Here is a 24,157-nt window from a genome sequence, read left to right as displayed (position 1 = left end):
AAAGCGATCGGTTTTGGAAGGGTGATCGCTTTCGAAAGAATAAACCGTAATGAGGGAGCGTGCCAGCCTCTGTGTCAGGCTAGTTGTCACTGCCAGGTGGGTGACTTAAAATCGGTAAAATACGACTGAGTTTATCGAGGGTTTCTTGATATTCACTGTCACATTGGCTATCTGCCACAATACCGCCACCAGCCCAAGCATAGAGATGGTCATTTTCTGCAATCAGCGTACGAATAGTAATATTGGTATCCATTCGTCCATTACGACTGATATAACCAATACTGCCACAATAAACAGAGCGACGATGTGGCTCTAACTCTTCGATGATTTGCATAGCCCGTATTTTGGGTGCGCCAGTGATAGACCCACCTGGAAAAGAAGCTCTCAACAAATCACAAGCTTGATATTCAGGGCGCAGTTTCGCGCGAATCGTACTCACTAAATGGTGCACAGCTGGAAAGCTTTCTATATCAAACAGCGTTGGTACGTGTACTGATCCTGGCATAGCAACTCGACCGATATCATTTCTTAATAGATCGACAATCATCAGGTTTTCAGCTTGATCTTTCTCTGTATTCGCAAGTTCAATCGCATGGCGTTTATCTTGAACAGGGTCGGTTGAGCGTGGTCGAGTTCCTTTAATCGGCTTAGTTTCAATAATGGTGCGATTTAGCTGTAGGAAGCGCTCAGGAGATATACTTAAGATCGCGGCTTCATCAGTGCGAATAAATGCAGAAAATGGTGCTTGATTATGTTTCTCAAGGTGTTGGTAGGCTTGCCATTCACTGCCTTGGTAACGAGCTTTAAAGCGTTGCGCTAAGTTAATTTGATAGCAGTCGCCAGAGAGTAGGTACTCTTGGATTTGAGCAAACTTATCAGCGTACGTTTGCACAGTCATGTTAGATTGCCATTGCTCTTGCAATCTAAACTTGGTTTGTTGACTTGACGTTTTTTGCTGCATGTTCAAATCGGCTTGCTGATTCAACCATTGCCACTGCTGAAGTGCATTATCACCGACCAAGTAAGACTGTTGCGTCTTGTGGTCAATGACAAGTCCCCAGTCATATAAACCGACCGCCATATCAGCACTTTGAATATCATTAATAGCCAATGTCGGTAAAGACTCCACTCGACGACCTAAATCGTAGCTAAAGTAACCTAAAGCACCACCAATAAACGGCAAGTCGATCTCGCAATCTCTAGGTGGTAATAGCTTATTTTGATATTCGCTAAGAAGCTCAAACGGATCTCGCTCAGAGACAGTTTGGTTACCTTCATGAGTGATGGTCGTGCATTTACCGGTTGTTTTTAGCGTTGCGATAGGGTTAGCAACGAGTATGTCATAACGACTGTCAATATGGGTGGTCGAAGCAGAACGCAGCAGCATTGCCCACGGCTGACTTTCTATATGAGAAAACAACTGACTTGCCATATCTGACTGATATGGAATATTCATAATTTTATCGGATTGGAATGCTTTATAATTCATTTGTTTAATTTGTGACAAAGAGTTTAATCACTTCATGGCATACGAAGGAAAGCAAGAGTATCATAAATTAAAATTAAAGGTGGCTTGTTAGTTTACTTCGCCGATAAGTTTTATTGCTTTGGTCGCTCTTTTAGCGTGATTGACAGTAAAACAAAAGGCAGTAACTAAAAGTTAACGATGGAAATAAAGATAATAAAGAGGCAGTCATGACGATTATTCGCCAACAGGATGTCATCAGCAGTGTAGCTGACGCACTTCAATATATTTCGTACTACCACCCATTAGATTTCATCCAGGCATTGGAAGAGGCTTATCACAAAGAGCAGAGCCAAGCGGCTAAAGATGCCATTGCACAAATTCTAATTAACTCTCGTATGTCGGCAGAAGGGAAGCGCCCAATCTGTCAGGACACAGGGATTGTAACCTGCTTTGTTAATATCGGTATGGCAGTACAGTGGGATAATACGGACTTGACTGTACAGCAGATGGTTGATGAAGGCGTGCGTCAAGCTTACCTTAACCCTGAAAACCCACTAAGAGCCTCGGTCTTAATGGATCCTGCTGGCAAGCGCATCAACACGAAAGATAACACACCAGCAGTGGTTCATATCAATATGGTGCCAGGCAATCAGGTGGAAATCCAAATTGCGGCTAAAGGTGGTGGTTCTGAAAACAAAACCAAAATGGTCATGCTTAACCCTTCTGATGATATTGCAGAGTGGGTGGAAAAAACGCTACCTTTAATGGGCGCAGGTTGGTGTCCACCGGGTATGCTAGGTATAGGCATTGGTGGTACTGCTGAAAAAGCAGCGGTACTCGCAAAAGAGTCATTAATGGAGCATATCGATATCAATGATTTGATAGCTCGTGGTCCGCAAAATGCTGAAGAAGAATTGCGCTTAGATATCTTCAATCGTGTGAATAAACTCGGTATCGGTGCACAAGGTTTGGGTGGTTTAACAACCGTGGTTGATGTGAAAATCAAAACCGCACCAACACATGCCGCTTCGAAACCCGTCTGTTTAATTCCAAACTGTGCAGCCACTCGACATGTACACTTTACTTTAGATGGTCATGGTCCTGCAGAGTTAACGCCACCGAAATTAGAAGATTGGCCAGATATCACTTGGGAAGCTGGCGCGAACACTCGTCGCGTTAACCTTGATGACGTGACTCAAGCTGATATTGAACAGTGGAAAACAGGCGAAACCGTTTTATTATCGGGTAAAATTTTGACAGGTCGAGATGCTGCGCATAAACGCATTCAAAGCATGTTAGAAAGTGGAGAAGGCTTGCCAAAAGGTGTCGACTTTAAAGGTAAGTTCATTTACTACGTAGGTCCTGTTGATGCAGTAGGTGATGAAGCAGTAGGGCCTGCTGGTCCAACGACCTCGACACGTATGGATAAATTTACCGATATGATGCTCGATGAAACTGGCATTTTAGGCATGATTGGTAAAGCAGAACGTGGACCTGCAACCGTAAACTCAATCAAGCAGCATAAAGCGGTGTATTTGATGGCCGTTGGTGGTGCCGCATACTTGGTGGCGAAAGCGATCAAAAAAGCACGTGTTGTCGCATTTGAAGACTTAGGTATGGAAGCCATTTATGAATTTGAAGTGGAAGATATGCCAGTAACCGTGGCCGTTGACTCAACGGGAGAAAATGCACACCAGACCGGTCCTGATACCTGGAAAGTCAATATTGCAGAAATGGAATCATAGTCTAATTCTAATGCTATAATCTTCAATAGATTACAATAATAAATAGGGATATCAGGAGAAAGTATGGTTCGTTTTATTCAAATATTGCAATTAATCATTCTGGTCGTAGTCGGAGCATTTGTTGGCTATGATTTGGTCTTATACGGTGTCTCTATTTTTGATAATAAGTACATCACTATTTCACTTTCCCTAATGGTATTGTTAGTGATCAGCCTTTTCGTCATAGTGAAACTTATTGAAGACGATTAACAATTTGATTTGGCAGTAAAAATTAAGCCTCTGGTTCATATCAGGGGCTTTTTTGTTCATCTAGCATTAAGATAGAGATAAGTAGACTAGCCGCCTATAGGTTGGAGTAACACAATGAACAAAATCACCCAAGAAGTAAACGATCTGATTAACCGTGGTATGGACTCTCATGTTCGTATTGCCGTCACCGGTCTATCTCGAGCAGGCAAAACCGCCTTTATAACCTCTCTGGTTAACCAGCTTTTGCATACCTCGACACACCAAAATCTGCCTTTGATGGAAGCGGCACGCGATAAACGTTTAATTGGCGCTAAGCGAGTCCCTCAAAGCAATATTATGATCCCGCGATTTGCTTATGATCAAGCGATGGATTCACTACATAGCACACCAGCAAACTGGCCAACGCCAACACGTGATGTGGGCGAAATACGTTTAGCACTAAAGTATCAGCCAGCCAAAGGGGCAAAACGATTTTTGACCAAAAGTAGTACTCTGTATTTAGATATTATTGACTACCCAGGTGAGTGGTTACTCGATCTCCCGTTGTTAACGATGGACTATGAGCAATGGAGTCAAAGTCAGTTCCAGGCAATGAAAGGGGTGCGTAAACAACTGGCACAACCTTGGCTAGAGCGACTGGAATCCTTTGATGAAATGCAACCCGCGAATGAGCAAGAACTAAGTGACATCGCTGAGCAATATACGCAATATTTGCATCAGTGTAAGGATAACGGTCTGCATTGGGTACAACCAGGACGCTTTGTATTGCCGGGCGAACTTGCTGGTGCGCCGGTCTTGCAGTTTTTTCCCTACTTGGTAAAAGAGGCAGAATTAGCCAATCATAAAGAGAATAACTACATGATGCTTAAATCTCGTTATGAGCAATATCAGCAAAAAGTAGTGAAAGCTTTTTATCGTAATCATTTTTCGACCTTTGATCGCCAGATTGTATTAATTGATTGTTTGCAGCCATTAAATGCAGGTTATGAAGCCTTTCAAGATATGCGTGATGCTTTGGAACAGTTGATGGGCAGTTTTCGTTATGGACAAAATGGTTTTCTAAGACGCTTATTCTCACCACGTATTGATAAGGTGTTATTTGCAGCAACCAAGGCGGATCATGTCACACCAGAGCAGCATCCGAATTTAGTGTCGCTGCTACAGCAAATGGTGCATCCCACTTGGCAAAATACCGCCTTTGAACATATTGAAATGAGCTGTATGAGCATAGCTTCAATTCAAGCAACCAAAACTGGTTTTATTACCACACCAGCAGGACAGAACTCACCAGCATTGCAAGGGCTAACGTTAGATGATCAAGCGATGACACTATTTCCAGGTCAAGTACCGAAAAAGCTGCCTCAAGAGGATTACTGGCACAATAACCAGTTTGATTTTCGAGCCTTTAGACCACTTGCGACCAATAGTGATGAACCTTGCCCACACTTAAGAATGGATAAAGCATTAGATTACTTAATTGGAGATAAATTACGATGAGCAATAAAGAGAGTCGTGACTATTATGAACCCGCTCAAGTCTTTTCTGGTGACTTAAATACACAGCAATTGAATGTGGGAAAAGAGAAAAGCCCTGAACTTGCCAGTATGCAAGAGTTTACTCAAGATGATGAATTTAAAGAAGTCGTTAACACTGTCGATGTGACAGATGATAACCCACTAGAGCTTGAGCAAGTGATCAGACCCAAAAAAGGGCGCTTAGTCTTATTGGCTAGCGGGATCGCCACATTTGGTGGATTGCTCGCTTGGCAGGCGGTGGATAATGTCATGAGTGCCATCTCGCAAGCCGATTGGTTAGCGTTAGGTTGGTCTGGCTTTATTGCTGTAATAGCCAGTTTAGGTTTCGGTGCGCTAGGTAAAGAGTTATGGACGCTGTCTAAGTTACGTCGTCACTTCTCGGTTCAAGAGCAGAGTGAACAACTCTTAGAGGGACAAGGTGTCGGTAAGGGTGTCGCATTTTGCCAAAAGTTAGCGACAAGTGGCGGCATCATAGCGGAAAGCCCAGCCTTTGACCGTTGGAAAAATAGTGTTAACCCTGCGCATAGTGATGCGGAAATCTTAGAAATGTACGATGCGATTGTGATTAGTGAGCAAGACAAAAAAGCCACTAAAATTGTTACCCAGTACTCAGGGGAATCAGCCGTTATGGTGGCGATCAGCCCACTGGCGATAGCCGATATGTTGCTGGTGGCATGGCGTAACTTTAAAATGGTCGATCAACTGGCTCAAGTCTACGGCGTTGAGTTAGGTTACTGGTCAAGACTTAAATTGTTCAAGCTAGTACTGGTGAATATGGCCATGGCTGGGGCGAGTGAAGTGGCGGTTGATGCCAGTATGGATATGCTCTCAATGGACTTAGCTGGTAAGGTTTCAGCGCGAGCAGGCCAGGGGCTTGGTGTGGGGATATTAACAGCACGATTAGGTATCAAAGCGATGTCATTATTACGCCCAATTCCTTGGAAAAAACCGCAAGTGGTTAAGCTTAGTGCAATTCGTAAACAGATCACGGCAAAAGTCAAACAGGTAGTCGTAAAATAATGACTTAGGAGCGCAACATAACTTGACGATATAGCAGGGTTAATTCAAACTACTGTCAATATTTCGTGACACTTTTAATTTTGGGGATCTCTCTGTGCGTCTTGAAGTCTTATGTGAAGATCGACTTGGTTTAACGCGAGAACTACTGGATATACTCGTATCTAGAAGTATTGACTTGCGCGGTATTGAAATTGATACTGTGGGCATTATTTACCTTAATTGCCCGGAAATAGACTTTGATACTTTTAGCGAACTCATGGCAGAAATACGTCGAATTGCTGGCGTTAATGACGTGAGACGCATTCAGTTTATGCCAAGCGAAAGACAAAACACCGAGTTAGTCGCCATTCTTGCTAACCTGCCTGATCCTGTGTTGTCGATAGATTTAAAAGGTAACATCAATACAGCTAACAATGCGGCATTAAAGTTGTTTGCCAAGTTTCGCGATGAAGTGCTCGGTGAACCTGTCGCTACTTTGCTGCCATATTTTAACTTTAGCCGTTGGTTAGAGGGTGATATTGTTCGTCAACGTGAGCGCATTATTATTGATGGTTTGGATTACATGATGGAAGTCATGCCCGTCTACCTAAATAGCGAATCCGATGAGCCACTTCTTGCCAGTGCACTAGTGACAATCCATACCGAACACAAAGATAGTGCGTCGGTGGAAATGATTGCTGATTATAACAATTTAGGCTTTGACCATTTTGTTGGTATTTCTAACCGTCATAAAGCATTGATGAGTCAATCGAAAAAATTAGCGATGCTTGATCAACCGCTTCTGATTGAAGGGGATACCGGTACGGGTAAAGAGATGCTGGCAAAGGCGTGTCATAACCGTTCTCACCGAGCAAGTGCGCCGTTTTTGATTTTAAGTTGTGCGTCAATGCCTGATGATGTTGCGGAAACCGAGCTATTTGGTCATGCACCTGGTTCATTTAATCACCAGCAAGGTCATAAAGGCATTTTTGAGCAAGCACACGGTGGCACTGTTTTCCTCGATGAAATTGGTGAAATGAGCCCTCACTTGCAAATTAAACTGCTACGTTTCTTGCAAGATGGCACTTTCCGCCGCGTAGGTGAAGAGCATGAAATGCATATTGATGTGCGTATCATTGCCTCTACACGTCATAACCTTGCCGATTTAGCGCAAGAAGGCACATTCAGAGAAGATTTGTTCTATCGCTTGAACGTCTTAACTCTGTCTATTTCGCCTTTACGTGAGCGTCCAAATGATATCGCGCCATTGTTAGCCCTATTTATTGCCAAGTACACTCAACAGTTAGGCATTAAAAAGCCAGAGCTAGAACGTGATGTAATCGAGCAGTTAGCGACCTATCCATGGCCGGGTAATATTCGTCAGTTAGACAATATGGTACTAAGAGCATTAACCCAACTAGACGGTGATACTCTGCGTTATCAGCACTTTAATTTGCCTAAAGTGGAAGCAAATATCACGATTAATCCGCACGTAGCCATCGAAGGCTCTTTAGATGAAATAATGAAAGATTACGAATCTCAAGTACTTGAGCGTCTGTATCAATCATTCCCATCAAGCCGTAAATTGGCGAAACGTTTGAATGTATCACATACCTCCATTGCGAATAAATTACGTGATTACTCAATTAAAAAACAGGGTTAACCGTGTCTGTTGATCAAGATAAGCTTATTAAGCAGAACATGTTTCTTGAACAAGATGTGTGCACCAAGCAGAGGGTATTCAAAGTCGTCAAATTAGCCAACTCTAACTTGACGATTTGTTTGCGCACTGTGCGAAATACCGATGCATTGCTATTGAGTCAATACTTTCAAGATAACCGCGATCACTTACAGCCTTGGGAGCCGAAAAGAGACAGCGTCTTTTTTTCCGTCAATGGTTGGGCACAAAAGCTTATCAAGCTCAATGAACTGCATCGTATGGGCTTAGGCTATTATTGTTTGATACTGAATCATCACACACAAGAAGTATTAGGTACGCTCTCTTTTAGCCAGCTGTCTCGCTTTCCATTGCATGCGTGTAATGTTGGTTATTCTTTAGATAAGCAAGCGCAAGGGCAGGGCATCATGCGTTCTGCATTGCACTTAGCGTGTGATTACATGTTCGATCAGCATAATATGCACCGTATTACCGCTAATTACATGCCAGAGAATAAAAAAAGTGAAGGTGTCTTAAAGGCACTTGGTTTTGTCGAAGAAGGGTATGCAAAAGCGTATTTGTTAATTAATGGCCGCTGGGAAGATCATAAATTAATGGCGCTTATCAACCCCAACTGGCAAGCTTAACCCGAATTCCAATTAATACATTAAGGATAGTTAATGTCATATATCACTTTGGATGAATATCAAAGAAAGTGGATTTTCACTCACCAATCAATGCCAGTACCGGCAGAAGATTTAGCTAAAATTCACCCAATGAGCCAAGCAAGGGCTTCACAATTATGGCAAGAAAACGTGAGCCCACAAAGCCCTGATGCTGATCGCTTTAGCCCTCAAGATTGGGCAAGTAAAGAGAGTAACTGGAGTGATACTATCGATTGGATGACAGAGTGGGAAGCCGATGAAGAAGCGCTTCCGCAAGGCATTCTTGACTTTATCGATTGGCAAGATGATGTCACTGTGTACTTCTGCTATGAAAAGTACAATGTGATTGAAACCAAATGGTCAGTGTTTAAAAAGCATTGGAAAAACTTCTTATTTTACGATGATGGTCCAATCCTATTAGGTCGTCGTCGTAGCGAAGCATTATGGTTTGACAGTAAAGGCAAAGTTAAACTCGGCAAAAGAGCTTAACCCTCATCATCCTCCGCAGTCGTGAGATTGCTTTATAAAATCAGAGTGTTATTTATTTTTATGCGTTAAAGCACATAAATAGAATAAATAACACTCAACTTCACTTCTTTTTGATCTGCCCCAAGAATAGCCCCTTTCTTTTCATAAATACTAAATGTTACATCATGTTACGGTTCTATAGAGACAAACGAGTCAATTGGTGATGAGTTTGTTTTAAATTTTAGAAGATTAGAGCCCGTTTTACCTCAGGAAGAGTAGTCATCTCATGCGTCAGTACATCAAATATATTATCCCACTGGTTATTCCATTTATTGTTTTAATGTTGCCGCTCAGTGCCTTTCCGTTTGAAGGCATCACTGTTATACAGCAGCGTGTGATTGCTATTTTCTTACTCGCCGCACTTTGTTGGGTGTTTGAGCCCATTCCTATTTACGCGACCTCGGTGGTTATCATTGTTTTAGAGCTATTGATGTTATCGGATAAAGGTATTTTCTTCTTTAGGTTAGAGGAGGGGCAAGATCATTTCGGCACCTTGCTCACCTACTCAGATATCATGGCGACCTTTGCTAGCCCAATCATCATGCTGTTTTTGGGTGGTTTCTTTCTGGCCATGGCAGCGACGAAATATCGTTTGGACGTCAACCTAGCGCGAGTGTTATTACGTCCATTTGGTCACCAACCAAAATACGTAATGCTGGGGTTGATGCTGATCACTGGTATCTTCTCAATGTTTATGTCAAATACCGCCACCACGGCAATGATGCTGTCTATTCTAGCCCCTGTGATTGCACTCTTTAAGCCAAGCGATCCGGGTCGTATTGCGTTTGCATTGTGTATCCCTGTTGCAGCGAACGTCGGCGGGATCGGAACCCCAATCGGAACTCCACCGAATGCGATTGCATTAAAATATTTAGTCGGTGATAACCTGATCTCCTTTGGCGAGTGGATGGCCTTTGGTGTCCCGTTCGTGGTTATCATGATGGCATTAGCATGGTTCTTGATTTGCTATATCTTTAAAGCAGAGCAGCAAAAAATCGAACTGTCTATCAAAGGTAAATTCTTAAAAACACCAAAAGCGATCGTGGTTTACATCACGTTTGGCCTAACCATCTTGTTGTGGTTGATGGGTTCAAGTCATGGTATGAACTCTTACACTGTCGCACTGATTCCTGTGGCGATATTCTCGATTACTGGCATCATCAATAAAGAAGATTTGAAGAAGATCTCTTGGGATGTGTTATGGCTGGTTTCTGGTGGTATAGCACTTGGCTTAGCATTAGATCAAACCGGACTGGCTCGTTTAGTAGTTCATAGCATTCCGTTTGATGCTTATTCTCCTTATGTTGTTTTGTTTGGTGCTGCGTTCTTATGTCTTGTGATGGCGAACTTTATGTCACATACAGCAACGGCTAACTTGTTGATGCCGATCATGGCTGCACTTGGTTCATCAATGGCTTCACTGACGCCGCTTGGTGGTGAAGTGACCTTGATTCTGGTTGTGACGTTTGCTGCTTCGTTGGGTATGTCGCTACCAATTAGTACACCACCTAATGCACTGGCTCATGCAACCGGTCATATACAAAGCAATCACATGGCGAAAGTGGGTATTATTTTAGGCGTAGTTGGGGTGTTTTTAAGTTTCATCATGGTATGGGTTTTACATTATGTCGGTCATATCGGTTAAATCTCGGTCTGAAATATAATTATTAGAAAAATATACGGTGAGGGTAAAAATGGAAAAGTTGAACCTAATTTGTGTGGATGACCAACGAGAAGTATTAAGTGCAGTGTTGCAAGATCTTAATACGTTATCGAGTTGGGTGCATATTGAAGACTGTGAATCAGCCGATGAAGTGCTAGAACTGATGGATGATCTTGATGCGGAAGGTGAGCATATTGCGTTGATTATTTCCGACCATGTTATGCCAGGTAAAACGGGAGTTGAGTTGTTAAGTGAAGTGACTCAAGACTCACGCTTTGCGCAAACGAAGAAGATTTTGCTAACAGGGCAAGCTACCCACTACGACACCATCACTGCAATTAATACCGCTGGCATTCATCAGTATTTTGAGAAACCGTGGGATGGCGAAGCCTTGATTGATGCAGTTCGACGTTTGATTACGGAATATGTGTTTGATCGCGGTTTTGATTATACCGATTATCAAGAAAACCTTGATCAAATGGTCGTACTCAAGCGTTTACGTTAAAGCAAAGGCAACGAAAGCAGGGCAATAATAGATAGAGATATTGGTTATTGCCTTGGTTGTATTTGGAAGAGAGCACCGTGATCCACGTGTATAAGTCAATCTAGTGATATCACTAACTCATAAATAAGACATACCGAACGAAATATTTGTTATTAACCCTAAGGCGTTTGTCTTGATGTTTTAAGAGAGTAAAATATTATTCGCAAAGTGAGCATGCGAGTTTTATTTATAGTTATTATCAACCGTTTGATAGTTATGAGTCGATCTGAAAAGTATCGATGGGCATGTACACTAATATAATGTTAGCGAGTGCATATGAAAACGGAAACGAGTGAAGATCTAAATAAAAACCTTAAAGCATTCTCAGTCCTGATAGTGCAGATTATCGCTTGGAGTTTTCTACGCGCTCCTTTTTACGAAGATTACAATATCGCAAGTGATACTGATGGTATTGCTATGACCCAAGGGCTTGCATACTTATTTATTACCATTCCAGGTATGATTTTCATATTCTTTACGACACTCTATTTATTATCTATCAAAGACTTATCAAGATGGTTTAAGTTTATAGCTATATTAAATTTCATTGGGCTGTTGTTCACTTTTAATGCGCTTAACTGGTAATCCACGCAGGTTGAGGCTAGCCTTCAATCGATTAGGTCTATATTGCACTGTGATATTGATTCTGTCACAACGTGTAAATATAACGAAGTAAGCACTGAATTCACTTAACGCTGATTAGTAAAAGAACATTTAAGTTACCAGTAATTTTTGGAATCCTGAATTGATTTCATCGTGTATGATAGTAAATGGAAATTAATAGCTTTAAAGAACTAGGATTACAATAACTTATGCAAGCCCTTTTAAATAAGCCAGTACGTTCGGCGTCGTCTTTATTAGTGACGATACCTACGACATCTATCGGCTACCGCTATGATGTTCAAATCAGTCCATGGAATGAGGGGTTCAGCGCTTTTCGCCGTTATGAGAATGGTCGCCTTGAGCTTATCGAGGGCGGAGTAGGTGTCGGTCTTAATTTTATTCAAGACGATGCTGACAAAGAGCAGTGGTTGTCTACTATTCCTGATGGTTTTTTAAGTAAAACAGGCCTTCTCCCAGAGCACCAGTATCAGATGCTTTGGCTTGCAGCAAATAGTGATAAAGCAAAAGATATTTTGGCAGTACGTCCGCTTATTTTGGCGCTGATTTGTGAGCGTTACCCAGTAGATAATAGCAAGGCGTTGAGTGTTGCAGAGTTGGGCCAACGTCAAATTTTAGACCATTTAGGATTTGCTTCGACTAAAGCGGTATTAAGATTTATTGATAAATTAGATCTTACTTATCACCGCACGAGTGAAATCATTTATGTTATGAAAATGCTGGATGCAAGGACGGGGTATTTTAAGCGCTTTAGCCATTACTCTAAGGTTAACTTCGCAAGTCTTTCTTTAGATCATACGCATCCATTTTTAACCGGCACGCATCTTGGTAGAGCTATTGGGCAAATTAGTTATACAACACGTCTTAAAATAACCTTATGCATTGAAGATACACTGAGGCTTGGTCAGGCATTAGGTGTGCAAGCACCAATGGAAAATATTGTCAATCTGACTGATTATCAATCACTTGTTGAGCTTCACGATGAGTGGGTTAGACGTCGTAATGACATGCGAATTGAGTCAACAAAGCCGACTGATGCTGATATTCCTTACACTAAACATCTTCATGAAACAGCATCTATATCACAAATTGTTGATTATCAAGAGTTGTGTAAAGAAGGTAAGGATATGCTTCATTGCATCGCGGTATATCACAACCGCATCGCACAAGGTCGTTATGCCGCATTTAAGTTGACTCACCCAGAACGAATGACGGTTGGCGTAACTATTAATGATAATAATAAATTCCCATATACGATTGAGCAAATATATGGTCTACGAAATAAAGTACCAAGTCATGAAACTCGTACAAAGGTCTATGAGTGGCTAGAGCAAGCTCGAAACAATAAAAAATTGAGCCGAAAAATTAGCTAATGCTAATCGTCATCTCGAAAGTGGTCTGCTATTTTCATAAATTGCTCCTCAATCACTTCGAAAGCCTCAACTATTTGTGGGTCAAAGTGACTACCACTACCTTGCTTAATTATCTCTGTCGCTTTTTCGTGTGAGAAAGCGGCTTTATAAACCCTGCGACTAATCAGTGCATCATAACAGTCGGCTAGCGCCATAATTCGTGCTGATAAAGGGATATTGATTCCCATTAAACCTTGCGGGTAGCCACTACCATCCCAACGCTCATGATGGCCATAAGCAATTTCTTTGGCGACATTTAGATAGCTCGAAGTCCCATATTCATGTTCAGCATTCTCCATTGCTAGCTTACCGTATTCGGCGTGTTTTTTCATTTCCTCCCACTCTGCACTATTTAGTTTGCCTGGCTTGAGCAAAATAGCATCAGGAACCCCAACTTTACCAATATCATGTAGGGGAGCCGATTTAAATAATATATCAATATAATCACCATCAATTTGGTCTGCATAGGTGGAATGCAGTCTTAAATACTCTGCCAATGCTTTGACATAATATTGAGTACGACGAATGTGTTTACCTGTTTCATTATCTCGGGTTTCGGCAAGTGATGCCATACAGTAAATTGCGACATCTTGCGTCCGAGATATCTCAGCCGTTCGCTCTATCACTTTGGCTTCTAAAGTATGATTTTGTTCGGTTAGCGCTTTATTGGCAGCGGAAAGGGCAAGGTGTGTTTTTACTCTTGCACGAATAACAGGAAGACTAAATGGTTTAATGATGTAGTCAGCAGCGCCTAACTCAAAACCGAGTATCTCTTCTTCCACTTCATTTTTCACGGTTAAAAAGATAACAGGTACATTGGAAGTATCAGGGCTATCTTTTAATTTCTTACATACTTCATAACCATCTAACCCAGGCATTAAAATATCGAGCAGCACTAGATCTGGTATAAAGCCTTTAGCAATGCGGTCAAGGGCTTGTTCGCCACTTTTTGCTATTGATACATGGTATTCATCCCCAAGTATTTCAACCAAGACACTGATGTAGAATGTTTCATCATCAACAATTAAAATTTTATCTTTAAGGTGCTGTGACATTGTTAGCTCCCTGTGTTACTTGGTTATTCACATTGACTATTGCTTGGGCTATTAACTCTCTAGCGGTATCAAACTCAAACTCATTGATCTGTGCCGTCAGTTGTTGAACCAGTTCGTTATCTACTTTGCCATCAAGAGTGAGAATTTGCTCTTTCACTTTTGGATTTCCTGCCGCTAATAGTTCATCAATAGGGGCTAATATGGTTTTTAAATCAGTGGCTGAAATATACGTTTCTTTGTTATTATTCACTGAATTTATTAAGGTTTTATGATTGATCCATGGGCACTGTTTAAGCTCTGCAAATAATGCGGTAAAACTATCAATAAAAGGTTGCCATTCCAGCGCATCAAAAGGAGAGGAGTGATGATTTAATTGGCTTTCTAACTTGGCGGCCACTTGCTCTAATTGCTTAGCGCCTAAATTACCCGCAACACCTCTTAACGTGTGCACAGTACGTACTGTTGATTTTAAATCACCCGCATCTTTATAATTTTCTAGCTTGTGTAGTTGATCTTTATGGCGAAGGTAAAACTCACTAATGAGTTGGACATAGAGTGTTTGGTTCCCACCTAAGCGTTTCATTCCCCAGTGTACATCAACGCCTTCTATCGGAGAGAGTAGAGTGTTTTGTGCTGGCTTCTCTGGAATATCATCAGGTAATTTAATGTGCTTATGATTAAGGTAAGCGCTCAGAGTTGAAAAGAGTTGATCAGGCTCGACAGGTTTAGGTAGGTGATTATTCATACCAGCTTTTAAGCATTTTTCTCGGTCACCTTTCATTGCGTGAGCTGTCATAGCAATAATAGGTAATTGTTTTTGGTCGTAGCGGGTACGAATTATTTTTGTTGCTTCAAAACCGTCCATAATCGGCATTTGCAGATCCATTAAAATGACATCAAATGTTTGTTCATCAAGTCGTTCTATCGCTTGCTTACCATTGTTTGCAACTGTCGATGTTACCCCCATACGCTGTAGAAACTCTGTTGCCACTTGCTGGTTAATCTCTTGGTCTTCAACTAATAAAATATGACCTTCTAACTGATCAATCGTATTTTTTGTTATTACAGGGCTAGACGGTTGTGATGGGTCGAATACTTTCATTAAAGTATCAAATAAGACGGAAGCATTAATTGGTTTGATCAAAACAGCATCGAAAATCTCATCATCAATTTTTTGTATCACATCTTCACGACCATAAGCCGTCACTAATATGATTGATGGGTGCTTGCTAAGCGGTAAAGATTTAATGCTTTGACTTGCATCAATTCCGTTCATTTTAGGCATTTGCCAGTCCATAAATACCAAATGGTATGGAGATTCATTTTTCACATTATTCATGACACTTACCATATCAATGGCTTGAGCACCATTGGAGGCAGTATCCACTTTAAAGGAAAATGACTCTAATAATGATTTTAAAATCTTCCTTGCACTGCCATTATCGTCAACAACGAGCACTTTCATTCCTTTAATTGATGCGTACTTATTGATTTCCGTTTTTTTACAAGCAATTGTAGAAGGTAAAGTTAAGGGAAGTGTAAAGCTAAAGGTGCTGCCTTTATTGGGTTCACTGGCTGCGGTAATCGTTCCGTGCATTAATTCGACTAATTGTTTACTGATGCTAAGCCCTAAGCCCGTCCCGCCATGAAGGCGAGTAATGCTGCCATCCGCTTGGGTAAAGGCGTTAAAGATGGCTTCTAGATTGCTAGGGTCAATACCAATACCGGTATCTTTTATCGAGAACTCTATGGATAGCTTATGAACCGTTTGGGAGATGATTTTAGTACTTAGTAGTACTTCTCCTTGTTCGGTAAATTTAATCGCATTTTGAGTCAGGTTAATTAATATTTGCTCTATGCGCAGTGCATCTCCAATAAGAAGATCAGGGATGCTAGGGTCTAATTCAAATAATAATTCGATGTCTTTAGTGGCAGCTTTCATTCCGACTAAATTAGCGATATTGGTAAAGACTTCTTGCAGGGAGAATTCATTTTCATCAATTTCTAATTTCCCCGCTTCTACTTTTGAAAAGTCGAGTATGTCATTGATGATCCCCAGTAAGCTTATAGAAGCGCGTCGAATTTTTTCAGAGTAATCCAGTTGTTTAGTATTTAATTGGGTATCTTGCAATAGGTGAGTCATACCGATAATGGCATTCATTGGAGTGCGAATTTCATGGGACATGTTGGCCAGAAATTGACTTTTAAATGCGCTGGCTTGTAGTGCTTCTTGTTTGGCGGCTTCAAGGTGAAGACTGCTTTCCGTTAACTTAAGGCGTGCTTTATTCAGCTTTCTATTCCAAACGAGAGTATAAATAATAAACGGCACTAATATACTGCAGGTAATTAAAATTGCTCGCCAAATTTGAAAGTGATTATCCTGATGCTCAAATTGGACAGAAAACCATTTATTTTCAATATCTTGAATTTCTTTGTCACTAATATTTTCGATAGCCAAATTGATGATTTCAAGTAGCTCAGGCCAATCTTTACGGATACCAATAGATTGCTGGAAGGAGTATGGAGTCGTTGCGGTCACCTTTACATTACGGATACCGAGTGCTTCTAATGTCCAGGATGATGCATTTAAATTACCAATATAGCCATCAATGTCACGAGCACTTAATGCCATCAGTGCCTCTTTATTTGATTCAAATGAGACTAAATTTAAATCGGGATAATCGCGCATCAATATCTCTTCGATGGCATGCCCTTTAACAACGCCAACTTGTTTATCAATTAGTGTATCAAGGCTAGTAACTAAGCGAGTATCTTGATGAACTAATATCATATACGGGCTTTCAAGGTAGGGATTAGAAAATAGCATCTGTTCACGCCGTTTTGGCGTTGGGGTTACCGCTGGTAAAATATCGATTTTTCCAGCCGAAAAATCCGTCAGAATCTGTGACCAGGGCTTATCTACTGGAGGGGAATAACTAGTCTCAATCATACGTGCTAGTGTGCCCATCACATCAGCGGAAATGCCAGAATAAACGCCTTCATTATCAATGAACTCAAATGGCGGCCAGCTATTATCAATGCCTAAACGCCAAGTTGGGTGAGCTTCTAACCAGAGGCGCTGTTGATTAGATAGAATGAGTGGGGAAGTGAGTTGGTTTTCTTGGTTTATCCATCTTGCATGTATTTGTTGGTGTTGTGAGACTGTCATTGCGTCCAATATTTTATTTAAAATGCCAACTAAAGGTTCCCACTCTGGGTCTTTGAAAATAGCAAACCTTTGATGACCTGGTGGAAATTGAGGGTCGCCGCTAAAGGTCAAATTTGTGAGTTGTAAGCTATCCATCAACCAATCCACAACAGCTTGGTTTCCTATGTAGGCATCAACCTTGCCAAAAGATACCGCTTTTAATGCCTCTTCAGTATCGGCAAAAGTACGGACGATAATTTCTGGATGATTAGTTTTAATTTCTTCAACGATATAAAAGCCTTTTTCAAGTGCTAACTTTTTACCGTAAAGTTCAGATAGTTGTGAGTATTGCTGGCTATCACTCTGAGAAACAATAACTTTGACAGCACTAAAGTATGGTGAGGTAAACCAGACGTTTTTCGCTCTGTCTGGTTTTTTGACTATAGTAGCACCGACTTTTAAATTACCATTGCGAACTGAAAAGAGCATATCCTGAAAATTGGCAAAGACAATTGGATTGAAGATGACGCCTAACTGCGTTTCAAAAACACTCAAATAATCTTGTAAAACTCCAGAAAGATCGCCATTAGGGTCGGTAAAATCAACAGGAGGCCAGCGCCCATCAACACCTATCGGGATGACTGGGTGCTCTTCTAACCATGCTTTTTCTTCTTTAGTAAGTAAGACTCCAGATGGTGTAACTAATTGTGGGTCAGGTATTTGTTGATACTCCCAATGAAATCCACTCCATTTGGCTGAAATGGCATCTTTTTTATTAATATCGATGTCTTGTATTACATAGTTGATTTCTTTTAGTAAGCTGAAGCTTCCTTTCTTTACAGCTGCACGATAAGGATGAGAATACAATGCACCTTCAACCGGTCTAAATTTAGTTGTGGAAGGGGTTTGTTTTAAATAAGTATCAAGATAAAGGGGTTGACTGATGAATAAGTTAATATCCCCGCTTACTGCCGCGTCAAAAAGAGCTTTATAACCTTTAAATGTACGGATATCTGCATTGGGGAAATGTTGTTTTAGCCAGTTATGGTGAAAGCTATTGAGAGTGACGCCGATAGGATAGTTTATTGCTTGTTGAATGTATTCAACTTCCGAAGTATTGGCGAATAAATAGTATTCACTGTGTAAAAGTGGCGCAGAAAAAGACATGGTTTGAGCGCGTTTTTCATTTCTAAATACACCAGCGAGTAAATCGACTTTTCCTTGTTCTAACCAAATTTGCCCTTCAGCATTAGAGCCGGGAATAAATTCTATCCTTCTTCCTGATATTTGTGCCCAAGTACGCCAGTAATCAATTAAAATTCCGTCAGCTTCGCCTTTCTCATTTTGGTACTGCAGTGGTGTGCTATCAGTTCGATAACCAATACGTATAACAGGCTTATTATCATGAGCATCGGATGGCGTTAATGTTATGGCATAACTATAGAAAGGGTTGCTAACGGTCAAGAGTAAAGCTATGTAGACCAATTTCCTGACAGAAAGTGATGGAATAGAGTAGGCGAAAATTAGACGGAGAACCCTTATCAAGCGACTCATGCTAACTCCCTGTATCAAATTGAATAATTAAACCCATTATGTGCATAGATGCACTTGGTTAAGCTTAACACTGATAGCCAGATATGCAACTGGGTGTTATTATTTTGACGCATATAAATATTATTTATTGCTTTGGTTGAGTTGAAATCAAATGGTCTATTTTAGGGGGAGGGAGTTACATAGGTACAGTGCCTCGAATGCGAGACTTGACTTAGCAAGGTAACTTTGTACCAAAAACCTGGCATGCTCTTCAGGTGAAGGTATCGATGTATCTATATGTGCAGGTAGCACTCTTTGGGTTAGATCATAGACCTTATGAAAGTTTTTCCGTTCGCTAATTATCAAATCTCCCTGCACCACTGAAATAGTATCAATCTGAATATACCCTAATATTCGCTATATTTTTATGTGCACAAACTCGCATGAATGGGAGATTTATCTTTTATAACAGTTAGTTGATAACAGCATTATCCGACTGTTTACAACAGACCCATTTTGATCTGCTTTGGTTTACTGATCCCCGATAATACAATGTGATACGACTCAGACAAATAATATCTTAGCTGCTCATCTAAGTTCGCAGAAGTGTCGGTCTGTTGAACCCATTTCATCCCGCGATTAGCAAAATAGGGAGCAGGGCGATAACCGTCACTTTCATGTAAAAAGTAGTAATTTTGCTCAGAGGCTTTAAAGGTATATGCCGCTTGTCCATTTTTCAAAGTAAAGCCAATGGCAAACACTTTGCCACCGACTTTCCATACATGAGAGCCACCCCATTGCATTACATAGGTTGATGCTTTGAATGAGTCGCAATATTGGTTGAAATCATTATGGTTCATGGAATGCTCTTATGTATAAATAGGAGTGGCAAATAGTATCGTTCAGATTAGCCGTATCGGCTATAAAGTTTAGTCGAGTCACTGACAAACTTTTGGTTAGAGGCATGCTGACGAAGATGCATAACAGAGATCTGCGTTGACTTATTATGTCCTATTCAGTGTTACAGTCGATCAAAAACTCAGTTCACCTAAGTACTATGTGACTAAGAAGTTTGCGCTCATTACATGTTTCGGTTTTTTAACCATATTTGACCAAATAACAATTCTACTTGTTTCCCTTTAAATAGCCTTAAAAGACTAAATTCTTATCGGCAATTGAATCTTGCAGCAGCTATCTCACATTAACAGTTGTATTTTTGAGCGGTTAGTGGTGTTTTTTTCATCATTTGGTATGATATGTTAATTAATATGCAAGATAAGAAAAGGTAAAGATATGGACTTCATCGAACGCCTACAGGGGTTATCCAAAAAAATAATTCAAGTTGGCACAACATTAGAAACAGAAGAAGCAACTAAAAATGCACTTATTATGCCATTTTTACATACTGTCTTAGGCTATGATGTTTTTGATCCAACAGAAGTTGTTCCCGAGTTCAATGCTGATACTGGCACTAAAAAAGGCGAGAAAGTAGATTATGCATTGCTTAAAGATGGTGAAGTTCAAATCCTTATCGAGTGTAAAAAGTTTGGTGAGAAGCTATCGACTAAACATGCTAGCCAGTTATTCCGCTATTTCTCAGTCACTAATGCACGTATAGCTATTTTAACAAATGGTGAAGTTTACGAGTTCTATACAGACCTAGATGCACCGAACAAAATGGATGAAAAACCATTTTTAACGTTGGATATATCTGATCTTGATGAGCATATTGTTCCAGAAGTTAAAAAACTAACTAAATCCTCTTTTGATGTTGATTCCGTTGTTGATGCTGCTGGTGAACTTAAGTACTTAAATCAGATTAAGAAAATTCTACAAGAGCAGTTTAAGAGTCCAGAAGAAGATTTTGTGAAATTTTTCACATCAAGGGTTTATGATGGTGTCCAAACTGCAAAAGTTAAAGCTCAATTTCTTGAAATTACGTCAAAAGCTCTCAAACAGTTCCTTAACGACAGTATCAATGACCGATTAAAGTCTGCTATTGGCACAAGTGAAGAGGTCGCTATTAAGGCTCAAGCGCAAACTCAGTCGATAACAATAGAAGCAGAAATTACACCAGAACAAGTTGAAGATGATAAGCCTAGAATTGTAACTACAGAAGAAGAAATAGATGGTTTCAATATTGTTAAAGCCATTTTGCGTGCAAAATTAGATGTTTCGCGTATTACTGCAAGAGATACGCAAAGCTACTTTGGTATTCTACTTGATGATAATAACCGCAAACCTTTATGCCGTTTACATTTTAATGCTAAACAAAAGTATATTGGGATTACAGGTGAAGATAAAAAAGAAACTCGCCACCCAATCGAAAGCTTGGATGATATCTATGGCTTATCGAATAAGTTGCTAGAAAATGCAGCTAGATTTGAATAAATAGAGTATGGGAGATTAGCTCTCCCTTTTTTATATATGAAATATTTCACCTTACCCCGATATAACGCTATAGCTATCGTTATGGCTGTCATACTGGCTTTTCTTAGCAGTTATAGTAACTCAATCCTTATACATGCCTTGAATTGGTTAGTCGTTGTTTATTTTTATCTTGAGGCATTTTTCAAGATAAAAGAGCAAACTTGGCTCGGCTATATATCAACTTTTGGAAATAAATTTGATTTCTCAATAGTTGTGATAAGTTCTATTTTCTTATTTTTGCCAAGTGAGGCACTTGGAAGCGTTATCTACTTAAGAATTTTTAGAATAATTTCACTTGTCAAGATTATTCGACTTATGCCAAATACTGAGCACATTGTTAATGGTCTTATAAGAGCTATAAAAGCATCTAAAGCAGTCTTAATATTATTAGCTGTGCAATTGACCTTTTTCTCTTTATTAGGGTTTACGTTATTTTCTAATGTAATTCCTGAGTATTTTGGAGATCCGTTGCGTTCAATGAACACTATCTTTGGGATTTTCACGATAGAAAACTGGGGAGCAGTGCCAGAAGCAGCGAAAGAGTTGGCTAATCCATATGCTTATTATGCTGTAAATACCTTTGTTATAACTGTTTTGATCTTAGGCGGTTTTATTGCTTTATCTCTTGCGAATGCAATTTTTGTGGATGAAATGGCGAGTGATAATAATGATGTTCTTATGGAAGAAATAGCAGAGCTCAAGACAGAGTTAAGTGAAATCAAAGAACTATTGAGGAAGAAATAATTCTTTGATGCTTTAAATTACCCATTATGTTTTAGATCAAAAAAAATTGCATCAATTGTAGTGACGTCATATCGTTGAGTTTTTTCTATAGCAGAAAGCTTAATAATAACTTTGAGAAATTAGAGCAGAAAGGGTTCGTACATTATAATATGTACAACATTTAAATATTTAGAAGTGAGCTGGATATGGATATCTCGACAAAAATCAAACAAGCATGTGGTCAATGTAAGCAGTTCACGAGAACAAGAGAGAATAGCCAAGATTTATGTGGAGCGTGGGAGCAACCGACCAAAGTGGATAGACAGGCATGTGGTTTTTATATCCCTAAGCATTTAAAGTTATTCAATGAGGGAAAAACTTAGCCTAAATCTTAGTTAGCCGTTATAATCAACAGTTGTTTACTTATTGAAGAAAGAGAAATTACATGTCAGGAATTACCGATCTTAACGCTCTACTCAGCTCAATGAAGCCAGCGCTACTTGAACCTGAATTTGTCTTTTGCACAGTTGCAGGAAAGTTGAGTGAATATACCACGCTTAACCCAATTGCTACTTTTGTTGAGAGCGAAGGGCTTACCTTAGTTTTAGAAAAATCGACGGCTATGCAGGCTAACTTGCCATTTGATGGTTCATTTCGTCAGATCACACTGACCGTCCATTCAAGCCTAGAAGCTGTTGGTTTAACGGCTGCCGTTGCGACTAAATTGGCATCGAAAGGCATTAGTGCCAATGTTATCGCGGCTTTTTATCATGATCATATTTTTGTGCAAACAAGCTATGCCGATGCAGCGTTGTTAGCCTTGCAAGAATTTGCTGCTTAAGACAATTGAGATTTACGCTGAGCTTATTTAGGTTAACCCTACCTTATGTTTGGTAGGGTTATATGATACCAAGCGTCATTAATTAGTATTGATACACTTTTTCTGCTTGTGCTTTCGTCACTAAGTTAACGTTGCCGCCTCTTACACTGCGAACGTAATTATCGACACGAATATAATCACCTTGTGGTCCTCGCGATCTTGGCTGACCTATTTTAGGATCGCTACGTTGAGAGCCTGCGCCGTGAACATCCATTACTTTGCCACGCATTTTTCCTAATGCTTTACCAAAAGCCACATAAACAGCACCTCTTTCAGGAACGGCGCCATCAAGGTGTGTTGTCGATGCCCAGTAATATGGATAATCTTTTTCATCACCTTCATTGTTAATCGAAGAAGTGTAAAAAATGGGATCAATAGCAGCCGATTGAGAAGTTTGTGGCGAACGCGAGTAATCGACGATACTTTGCAGCTCTTTGGCTGTCGGGAGTCGCCAGTCACTGTGTCCAGCCAGTGTTAAGTTCTCTGAATATGCAAGCGCACTTTGCCAGTTTAGCCCTTTGTTGCTATCGGCTTGTTGCCAAGTTAAGCCTGTCGCTAGATCGGAAACCGTGCCATCTTTATTATCGACAAAGCGGTTTTGTCCGTAGGCGGTATTTCCTCTCACAAATCGAAAATACATCGTATTGGCAGAGTGGCTACGAGGATTAAATTTAGGGTAGCCTTTGATGCGACCATCAACAAAATTGACACCAAAAACCGTATCGTCATTGCGCATCGTTTTACCTACGTACTCGGTCAGCGACCAAGTCTGTGCATCAATTTCTCTGCCATCACCAAGAGGCTGATTAAAATAGCTTGTGTCGATAAAAGGATACAACGCTTTTTGACCCTTTACGCTGCCAGTAAATTGAATGAGTGAATAGAGTTCTTTGATGGTTGGAATACGCCAGTCGCTGTGACCGGCTAATTTAAATTGATGAATTTGCTCGATAGCTTCGTCATAGGTAAGTTTTTTACCCATCTCTTTTTGCCACATTAACCCCGTCACATTATCGGTGATTGTGCCATCCTTGTTGTCAGTGTAGGAGGGAGGGTTACTGGTATAGTTGGCATCTTGACCAAAAAAGTTATCATCTTGCTGTGGTAATGAAATCTCTTTTTTATCGCTATAAGCTTTATGTTGCCCTGTATCTACGATCGGATAGCTAACCTGCTTTGTACTCGAAGTCACAGCTTGAGTTAGGGTGAGATCGGTAGCGTTAGCCGATGTTGCGAGGATTGAACTTGTGATTAAAGTGCTAAGAATGATTTTGTCCATAAAATACGTTTCTCAAGTTATAG

General features: G+C 40.4%; 20 protein-coding genes. 15 read left to right on the top strand and 5 right to left on the bottom strand.

The window, feature by feature from the left end; genetic code table 11:
* Window positions 1-79: 79 nt before the first annotated feature.
* A complete protein-coding gene (gene pabB, locus BCU68_RS00570; RefSeq protein ID WP_102563152.1) occupies window positions 80-1,489 on the bottom strand; it encodes an aminodeoxychorismate synthase component I in 1,410 nt (469 codons plus the stop codon).
* A gap of 206 nt (window positions 1,490-1,695) precedes the next feature.
* Here pabB and BCU68_RS00565 point away from each other — a divergent pair, with 206 nt between their 5' ends.
* From BCU68_RS00565 to BCU68_RS00515, 11 genes are all read left to right on the top strand, one after another.
* Window positions 1,696-3,213: a fumarate hydratase gene (locus BCU68_RS00565; RefSeq protein WP_102562846.1), complete on the top strand. Its 1,518-nt coding sequence runs from the start codon at window positions 1,696-1,698 to the stop codon at window positions 3,211-3,213.
* Between the two features lie 63 nt (window positions 3,214-3,276).
* Entirely contained in the window at window positions 3,277-3,462 is a 186-nt protein-coding gene (locus BCU68_RS00560) for a hypothetical protein (RefSeq protein ID WP_102562845.1), read from the top strand.
* Window positions 3,463-3,576: 114 nt separating this feature from the next.
* Window positions 3,577-4,959, top strand: a complete 1,383-nt coding sequence (locus tag BCU68_RS00555; RefSeq protein WP_102562844.1) for a YcjX family protein — start codon at window positions 3,577-3,579, stop codon at window positions 4,957-4,959.
* Window positions 4,956-6,017 carry a TIGR01620 family protein gene (locus BCU68_RS00550; RefSeq protein WP_102562843.1) on the top strand — a complete coding sequence of 354 codons (1,062 nt, stop codon included), beginning with the start codon at window positions 4,956-4,958 and terminating at the stop codon, window positions 6,015-6,017. The genes BCU68_RS00555 and BCU68_RS00550 overlap by 4 nt, the downstream gene beginning before the upstream one ends.
* A 94-nt stretch (window positions 6,018-6,111) precedes the next feature.
* A complete protein-coding gene (gene tyrR / locus BCU68_RS00545) occupies window positions 6,112-7,659 on the top strand; it encodes a transcriptional regulator TyrR (protein ID WP_102562842.1) in 1,548 nt (515 codons plus the stop codon).
* Between the two features lie 38 nt (window positions 7,660-7,697).
* Complete coding sequence (gene rimJ, locus BCU68_RS00540) at window positions 7,698-8,300, top strand: ribosomal protein S5-alanine N-acetyltransferase (RefSeq protein ID WP_102563151.1); 603 nt, start codon at window positions 7,698-7,700, stop codon at window positions 8,298-8,300.
* Window positions 8,301-8,333: 33 nt separating this feature from the next.
* Window positions 8,334-8,807 carry a DUF2947 domain-containing protein gene (locus BCU68_RS00535; RefSeq protein ID WP_102562841.1) on the top strand — a complete coding sequence of 158 codons (474 nt, stop codon included), beginning with the start codon at window positions 8,334-8,336 and terminating at the stop codon, window positions 8,805-8,807.
* Between the two features lie 265 nt (window positions 8,808-9,072).
* Window positions 9,073-10,491, top strand: a complete 1,419-nt coding sequence (locus tag BCU68_RS00530; protein ID WP_102562840.1) for an SLC13 family permease — start codon at window positions 9,073-9,075, stop codon at window positions 10,489-10,491.
* Between the two features lie 49 nt (window positions 10,492-10,540).
* A complete protein-coding gene (locus BCU68_RS00525; RefSeq protein ID WP_102562839.1) occupies window positions 10,541-11,014 on the top strand; it encodes a response regulator in 474 nt (157 codons plus the stop codon).
* A 315-nt stretch (window positions 11,015-11,329) separates the two neighbouring features.
* Window positions 11,330-11,638 (top strand): hypothetical protein, encoded by a 309-nt coding sequence (locus BCU68_RS00520; protein WP_102562838.1) that lies wholly within the window; start codon window positions 11,330-11,332, stop codon window positions 11,636-11,638.
* Window positions 11,639-11,865: 227 nt separating this feature from the next.
* A complete protein-coding gene (locus BCU68_RS00515; RefSeq protein ID WP_102562837.1) occupies window positions 11,866-13,047 on the top strand; it encodes a PcfJ domain-containing protein in 1,182 nt (393 codons plus the stop codon).
* 2 nt (window positions 13,048-13,049) lie between these two features.
* On the opposite strand, the gene BCU68_RS00510 is transcribed toward BCU68_RS00515, so the two are convergent.
* The 3 genes from BCU68_RS00510 to BCU68_RS00495 all read right to left on the bottom strand — a co-directional run bounded on the left by BCU68_RS00510 (window position 13,050) and on the right by BCU68_RS00495 (window position 19,682).
* Complete coding sequence (locus tag BCU68_RS00510; protein ID WP_102562836.1) at window positions 13,050-14,141, bottom strand: HD domain-containing phosphohydrolase; 1,092 nt, start codon at window positions 14,139-14,141, stop codon at window positions 13,050-13,052.
* The gene (locus BCU68_RS00505) at window positions 14,125-18,843 is read right to left on the bottom strand and encodes a transporter substrate-binding domain-containing protein (protein ID WP_102562835.1); all 4,719 of its coding nucleotides are present in this window, start codon (window positions 18,841-18,843) and stop codon (window positions 14,125-14,127) included. The genes BCU68_RS00510 and BCU68_RS00505 overlap by 17 nt, the downstream gene beginning before the upstream one ends.
* 479 nt (window positions 18,844-19,322) lie before the next feature.
* The gene (locus BCU68_RS00495; RefSeq protein WP_102562833.1) at window positions 19,323-19,682 is read right to left on the bottom strand and encodes an MmcQ/YjbR family DNA-binding protein; all 360 of its coding nucleotides are present in this window, start codon (window positions 19,680-19,682) and stop codon (window positions 19,323-19,325) included.
* 433 nt (window positions 19,683-20,115) lie between these two features.
* Here BCU68_RS00495 and BCU68_RS00490 point away from each other — a divergent pair, with 433 nt between their 5' ends.
* From BCU68_RS00490 to BCU68_RS00480, 4 genes are all read left to right on the top strand, one after another.
* Complete coding sequence (locus tag BCU68_RS00490) at window positions 20,116-21,213, top strand: type I restriction endonuclease (protein WP_102562832.1); 1,098 nt, start codon at window positions 20,116-20,118, stop codon at window positions 21,211-21,213.
* Between the two features lie 81 nt (window positions 21,214-21,294).
* Window positions 21,295-21,996 (top strand): ion transporter, encoded by a 702-nt coding sequence (locus BCU68_RS00485; protein ID WP_241901240.1) that lies wholly within the window; start codon window positions 21,295-21,297, stop codon window positions 21,994-21,996.
* Window positions 21,997-22,181: 185 nt separating this feature from the next.
* Window positions 22,182-22,358 (top strand): hypothetical protein, encoded by a 177-nt coding sequence (locus tag BCU68_RS16995; protein WP_198591663.1) that lies wholly within the window; start codon window positions 22,182-22,184, stop codon window positions 22,356-22,358.
* A 62-nt stretch (window positions 22,359-22,420) separates the two neighbouring features.
* A complete protein-coding gene (locus BCU68_RS00480; RefSeq protein ID WP_102562830.1) occupies window positions 22,421-22,816 on the top strand; it encodes an ACT domain-containing protein in 396 nt (131 codons plus the stop codon).
* Window positions 22,817-22,898: 82 nt separating this feature from the next.
* Here BCU68_RS00480 and BCU68_RS00475 read toward each other — a convergent pair whose 3' ends face one another.
* Window positions 22,899-24,134, bottom strand: a complete 1,236-nt coding sequence (locus tag BCU68_RS00475) for a DUF1566 domain-containing protein (protein WP_102562829.1) — start codon at window positions 24,132-24,134, stop codon at window positions 22,899-22,901.
* Window positions 24,135-24,157 lie beyond the last annotated feature (23 nt).

The organism is Vibrio sp. 10N.286.49.B3 (genome assembly GCF_002873395.1).
Lineage (GTDB): Bacteria > Pseudomonadota > Gammaproteobacteria > Enterobacterales > Vibrionaceae > Vibrio.
This window is presented reverse-complemented; position numbering and strand designations above follow the sequence as displayed.

Excerpts from the sequence above, each read along its gene's own strand:
- pabB (WP_102563152.1), bottom strand. The coding sequence starts at position 1,489 with ATGAATTATAAAGCATTCCAATCCGATAAAATTATGAATATTCCATAT.
- BCU68_RS00565 (WP_102562846.1), top strand. The coding sequence starts at position 1,696 with ATGACGATTATTCGCCAACAGGATGTCATCAGCAGTGTAGCTGACGCA.
- BCU68_RS00560 (WP_102562845.1), top strand. The coding sequence starts at position 3,277 with ATGGTTCGTTTTATTCAAATATTGCAATTAATCATTCTGGTCGTAGTC.
- BCU68_RS00555 (WP_102562844.1), top strand. The coding sequence starts at position 3,577 with ATGAACAAAATCACCCAAGAAGTAAACGATCTGATTAACCGTGGTATG.
- BCU68_RS00550 (WP_102562843.1), top strand. The coding sequence starts at position 4,956 with ATGAGCAATAAAGAGAGTCGTGACTATTATGAACCCGCTCAAGTCTTT.
- rimJ (WP_102563151.1), top strand. The coding sequence starts at position 7,698 with ATGTTTCTTGAACAAGATGTGTGCACCAAGCAGAGGGTATTCAAAGTC.
- BCU68_RS00535 (WP_102562841.1), top strand. The coding sequence starts at position 8,334 with ATGTCATATATCACTTTGGATGAATATCAAAGAAAGTGGATTTTCACT.
- BCU68_RS00530 (WP_102562840.1), top strand. The coding sequence starts at position 9,073 with ATGCGTCAGTACATCAAATATATTATCCCACTGGTTATTCCATTTATT.
- BCU68_RS00525 (WP_102562839.1), top strand. The coding sequence starts at position 10,541 with ATGGAAAAGTTGAACCTAATTTGTGTGGATGACCAACGAGAAGTATTA.
- BCU68_RS00520 (WP_102562838.1), top strand. The coding sequence starts at position 11,330 with ATGAAAACGGAAACGAGTGAAGATCTAAATAAAAACCTTAAAGCATTC.
- BCU68_RS00515 (WP_102562837.1), top strand. The coding sequence starts at position 11,866 with ATGCAAGCCCTTTTAAATAAGCCAGTACGTTCGGCGTCGTCTTTATTA.
- BCU68_RS00510 (WP_102562836.1), bottom strand. The coding sequence starts at position 14,141 with ATGTCACAGCACCTTAAAGATAAAATTTTAATTGTTGATGATGAAACA.
- BCU68_RS00505 (WP_102562835.1), bottom strand. The coding sequence starts at position 18,843 with ATGAGTCGCTTGATAAGGGTTCTCCGTCTAATTTTCGCCTACTCTATT.
- BCU68_RS00495 (WP_102562833.1), bottom strand. The coding sequence starts at position 19,682 with ATGAACCATAATGATTTCAACCAATATTGCGACTCATTCAAAGCATCA.
- BCU68_RS00490 (WP_102562832.1), top strand. The coding sequence starts at position 20,116 with ATGGACTTCATCGAACGCCTACAGGGGTTATCCAAAAAAATAATTCAA.
- BCU68_RS00485 (WP_241901240.1), top strand. The coding sequence starts at position 21,295 with ATGGCTGTCATACTGGCTTTTCTTAGCAGTTATAGTAACTCAATCCTT.
- BCU68_RS16995 (WP_198591663.1), top strand. The coding sequence starts at position 22,182 with ATGGATATCTCGACAAAAATCAAACAAGCATGTGGTCAATGTAAGCAG.
- BCU68_RS00480 (WP_102562830.1), top strand. The coding sequence starts at position 22,421 with ATGTCAGGAATTACCGATCTTAACGCTCTACTCAGCTCAATGAAGCCA.
- BCU68_RS00475 (WP_102562829.1), bottom strand. The coding sequence starts at position 24,134 with ATGGACAAAATCATTCTTAGCACTTTAATCACAAGTTCAATCCTCGCA.